At 62.1% G+C, this 4,325-nt stretch carries 3 protein-coding genes and 1 pseudogene; 2 read left to right on the top strand and 2 right to left on the bottom strand.

Translation table 11 applies throughout. The features are described 5' to 3' along the window. The coding region (locus ENZ74_RS23600) for a sugar phosphate nucleotidyltransferase (protein ID WP_245470994.1) at positions 1 to 405 on the top strand (405 nt) is incomplete at its 5' end. A gap of 235 nt (positions 406 to 640) precedes the next feature. Beyond that, positions 641 to 3,028: a polysaccharide biosynthesis tyrosine autokinase gene (locus tag ENZ74_RS23595; RefSeq protein ID WP_024501825.1), complete on the top strand. Its 2,388-nt coding sequence runs from the start codon at positions 641 to 643 to the stop codon at positions 3,026 to 3,028. A gap of 76 nt (positions 3,029 to 3,104) precedes the next feature. Here the strand turns inward: ENZ74_RS23595 and ENZ74_RS23590 are convergent, their stop codons facing one another. Together ENZ74_RS23590 and ENZ74_RS23585 are read right to left on the bottom strand one after the other, a co-directional pair. Continuing rightward, positions 3,105 to 3,863, bottom strand: coding sequence for a metallophosphoesterase family protein (locus ENZ74_RS23590; RefSeq protein ID WP_013528097.1), 759 nt, complete (start codon positions 3,861 to 3,863; stop codon positions 3,105 to 3,107). Between the two features lie 246 nt (positions 3,864 to 4,109). Continuing rightward, positions 4,110 to 4,325, bottom strand: a pseudogene (locus ENZ74_RS23585) (acyltransferase); the annotation flags it as partial.

Here is a 4,325-nt window from a genome sequence, read left to right as displayed (position 1 = left end):
CCCAGCGAGACCAAAAAATATGGCATCGTTGGCCGTGGCGCCGAGATCGGCGGCGGTTTCGAGGTGACGGCCATGGTCGAGAAGCCGGCGCCGGCCAATGCGCCTTCGAATTTCTACATCAACGGCCGCTACATCCTGCAGCCGGAGATTTTCGCGCTCCTGGGCAATCAGCAGCGCGGCGCCGGCAACGAGATTCAACTGACGGATGCCATGGTTCGTCTGTCGAAGGATCAGCCGTTCTTCGCCCAGCCTTTCCTCGGCCGCATGTTCGACTGTGGTTCCAAGGAAGGGTTCATCCAGGCCAACATCGCCTTCGCGCTGGCGCGCGACGACATGAAGGGTCCGGTTTTCGAGATGCTTCAGGAGTTCGTCCGGTCGCATGAACGCCAGGAAGAAGCCGCATAATGCCCATCTTTCGGGAGTATCGTCGGATGGCCGGCGAAGAGGGGCCGGCAGGTTCTCTCCGTCTGGCACGACGCTTGCATTGCTCTGGCGATGCTCCCGATCTTCGAGGCGCCTGCAAGCCAAGGCATGATCCCTGAAAGTGGGTCCCGGTTTCCGGAAAAGATCATGTTGAAACAGTAAGATAGAGCCAATTGCGATCAATCGGAATAGGACCGGCTCTAGAATTGGACCGAAGATGAATTATGCCAACTTTCCTCTCGACAAGAGGATGCCATTGCCGAATTCGGACGCAGGAGACGGCGAAGACTTCATCGATATCGAGCGGCTGCTTGGCATGGCCGCACGGCAGGCCAAGGTGGTTGCCGTGTGTGCCGTCATCGGTCTCTTCCTGGGCCTGCTCTATTTGCAGACAACGCCGCCCAAATATCAGTCGATCGCCAGCGTGCTGATCGACGAGGGCTTGAACAAGATCGTCGACGACATTTCGGCGACGTCGACAACCATGCAGACCGATTCCGCCATCCTGAGCCAGATCGAGATCCTGACCTCGACGCGGCTTGCCGCCGTGGTCGTCGACAAGCTGAAGCTCGACCAGAACGACACGTTCATGAATCCGCCCCAGTCGGCGCTTGCCCAAGGCATAGGCCTCATCCGCGGCCTGATCCAGTATGTCCGCCCCAGCTCTTCCATGCCGGGTGGCGCTGACTTCAGCAAGCTCGACCCGGCCGCCCGCGATGCGCTGATCGCCACGTCGCGCCGCGACTACGCGATCCTCAAGCTGCAGAACGAGATCCGGGCGGAACGCGTCGGCCGAAGCTACGTCATCGCGCTCGGCTATCAGGCGACGGATCCGGCCTTGGCAAACGCCATCACCAAGGCCTATGCCGATGCCTATCTCGCCGATCAGCTCGATGCCAGCTTCGATGCCACCGAGCGGGCTGCGGTCTGGCTGCAGGGCCGGTTGACGGAGTTGCGCCAGAGCTCGCAGGCAGCTTCGCTCGCGGTTGAGAAATTCAGGGCCGAACATGGGCTGGCCGCCAACAGCGATGGCCAGCTGATGAGCGACAAGCAGCTTTCCGACCTCAACGCCCAGCTTATCGTGGCGCAGGCCGACACCGCACGCGCCAGCGCCCGCTACCAGCAGTACAAGGCCATCGTCGACAGCGGCTCCGAAAACGCTTTCAAGGATGCCGCCATATCGAGCGACCAGCCAAGCAGCTCGGTCATATCGGCGCTCAAGACCCGCTACCTCACAGTGGCCAAGCGGCTGCAGGACGTCGAGGCGAATTTCGGCCCCGAGCACCCGCAGGCGGTGGCTCTCTCCAAGGAGAAGGCCGACATATCGACGCAGATTTTCGGCGAGCTGAAGCAGCTGACCGAAAGCTATCGCAACGAATATGAGGTGGCGCAGGCACGCGAGACCGCGCTCAGGGCCAACGTCGCGGCCGCGCAAGGCAAGAGTTCCGTCGACAACCAGACGCAAGTCAAGCTGCGTGAACTCGATCAGCAGGCGACGGCGCTCACCACGCTCTATCAGACATTCCTGGGTCGTTACGAGGAAGCCGCGCAGCAGCAGTCCTTCCCGGTCGGCAAGATCCGCATCATCTCCGACGCGTCGATGCCGATGACGGCCTCAAGCCCGCGCACCATCGTCGTGCTCGGACTTTCGCTGGTGCTTGGCCTGCTGATGGGCGCCGGCTTTGGTGGCCTGAACGAGTTCAACGAACGCTTCTTCAGGACCGGCGAGGACGTGCGCGACCGCGTCAACCTGAAATTCCTCGGCTACCTGCCGACGATCGGCGGCAAGCTCGGCAAGGAAGAAAAGCCGGGCGAGACCCAGGTGGACGCCAAGACCACCCAATCGCTGTCTTCAGCCGAAAAGCGGGCGCGCATGCGGGTCAGCATCGATTCTCCAGCCTCGATGTTCTCCGAAACGCTGCGCAGCGCCAAGATCGCCTTCGACGTCGTGATGGAAGGGCAAGGCAGCCGCGTCATCGGCATCATCTCGGTGCTTCCCGGCGAGGGCAAGTCGACGGTCGCGGCAAATCTCGCCGGCTTGCTTGCCGCCAATGGCTCCAAGACGCTGCTGATCGACGGCGACTTGCGCAATCCCGGCCTCAGCCGAGGCCTTGGCATGGAAACCGAGCAGGGCTTGATGGAAGCGGTGGTCGGCGGCCAGACCTGGCAGTCCGTCGGCAAGATCGACAGGCAGACGAAGCTGGCGATCATCCCGGCGGTGCTGCGCGGTCACTTCTCGCATACCAGCGAACTTCTCTCCTCGGCCGGCATGCGGCGCTTCATCGAGAACGCCAAGGAGACGTTCGAATACATCGTCGTCGATCTGCCGCCGCTCGGACCGGTGGTCGACGCCAAGGCCTTCGCGCCATTGGTCGACGGTTTTGTACTGGTCACCGAGTGGGGGCGCACCCCGCGCGCGATGGTCAGGTCGATGCTGGAATCCGAACCCTATGTCGCCAACAAGATCGTCGGCGCGGTGCTGAACAAGGTCGATTTGAAGAAACTGGCCAAATACGGCTCGTTCGGCGGTTCGGAAAAATTCTTCGATAAATATTCGAGCTACTATCTGGAAAAGTCGGAAGTGCGCGGCAAGGCGCCGGTCTGACGTCGACCTTTGCGCGAGTGGGTCCACTCTGAAGTGTATCGATCTTCAGGCCAGCACACCTGAATATCGTTGCGCGTCAGGAGAAGATCAGCCTGCCTTGCTTGTCGGCGATCCTGACGGCGGTCAGGCGTCCGCTCTGGAAGGCGGCCGTGTCGATGCCGAGCCGGCGCCCTTCGAGCTTCGGGACATCCACCGGCGTATGCCCGTGCACCACCCAGCGGTCGAGCAGGTGCGTTGCCTCGAAGAAGTCCGAACGGATGTTGATCAGGTCATGGTCGGTTTGCGCCGCAAGGTCGACGCCGGGCCTGATGCCGGCGTGGACAAACACGAACTTCCGCGAACGGACCATGATCGGCAGCCCGCGCAGGAAGCTGACGTGATCGTCCGGAATGATCTCCCTTATGCGCCGGTCGATCTGCGCGCTGCTCCCGTAGAGGCTGGTGAGGCGCGCCGGATCGATGCCATAGGAAAACAGGGTTTGCAGGCCGCCCGTCGCCAGCCAGGGTTCGCGGGACAGATTTCCGTCGAGATAGTTCAGCATTGCCACTTCGTGGTTGCCCGCAAGACAAATGCGCTGAAATCCTTTCGGCGGCGGCGCCAGGAGGTGATCGAGCACCCGCGCCGACTGAAACCCCCGGTCGATGTAGTCGCCAAGCATGACGATGATCTTGCGGCTCTGGAAGCGCAGCGAATCGAGCAGGATCTTCTGCTCCAGCGCGCGGAGTTCCTTGTAGCAGCCATGCACGTCGCCGATCGCATAGACGACAGCGTCCTGCATATCGATATCGAGGCGCGGACGCGCCGCGATGCGGGGTTTTCGCTGGAACAGGGTCACGTGCCGGGCGTCTCGAGGCAAGCTCTCATGCCGAAGGCATAAGTGCCTGTTATCATGCCCGAAACGAAGAATTCCGCAATCGTGGAAAATGCAGCTGCGCCGGGTCGGCACCGCCAATGCATGTCGCTCGGAAGTGAGCTCCGTTTTGGGAGAGCGATCCGTGGAACAAAGGCCTGGGGTGGGCCTGAATCCGCTCAGGCGCGACATGCTTTAGGTCGGCGGCCGGGCCGGTCTGCCGGACCGTCGTCAGGCTGCCTTAAGCCGATAACGGAAAACGGTATGGTCGAGCAGCAGCCGGATGCGTGGTTCGGCCTCGGTCGCCACTAGCCAGCTTGCCGCGATCATCGTCGCGCCGACGACCGCCATCGAGAACAGATGCGGCAGACCGGCGCGGACCAGGATGCCGAGCAGGGCCGCGCCGACGACATCGTGCAGCAGGTAGAGCGGATAGGTCATCAGCCC

This window comes from Mesorhizobium sp. M7A.F.Ca.CA.002.15.2.1, from assembly GCF_003998715.1.
Lineage (GTDB): Bacteria > Pseudomonadota > Alphaproteobacteria > Rhizobiales > Rhizobiaceae > Mesorhizobium > Mesorhizobium ciceri.
This window is presented reverse-complemented; position numbering and strand designations above follow the sequence as displayed.

Excerpts from the sequence above, each read along its gene's own strand:
- ENZ74_RS23595 (WP_024501825.1), top strand. The coding sequence starts at position 641 with ATGAATTATGCCAACTTTCCTCTCGACAAGAGGATGCCATTGCCGAAT.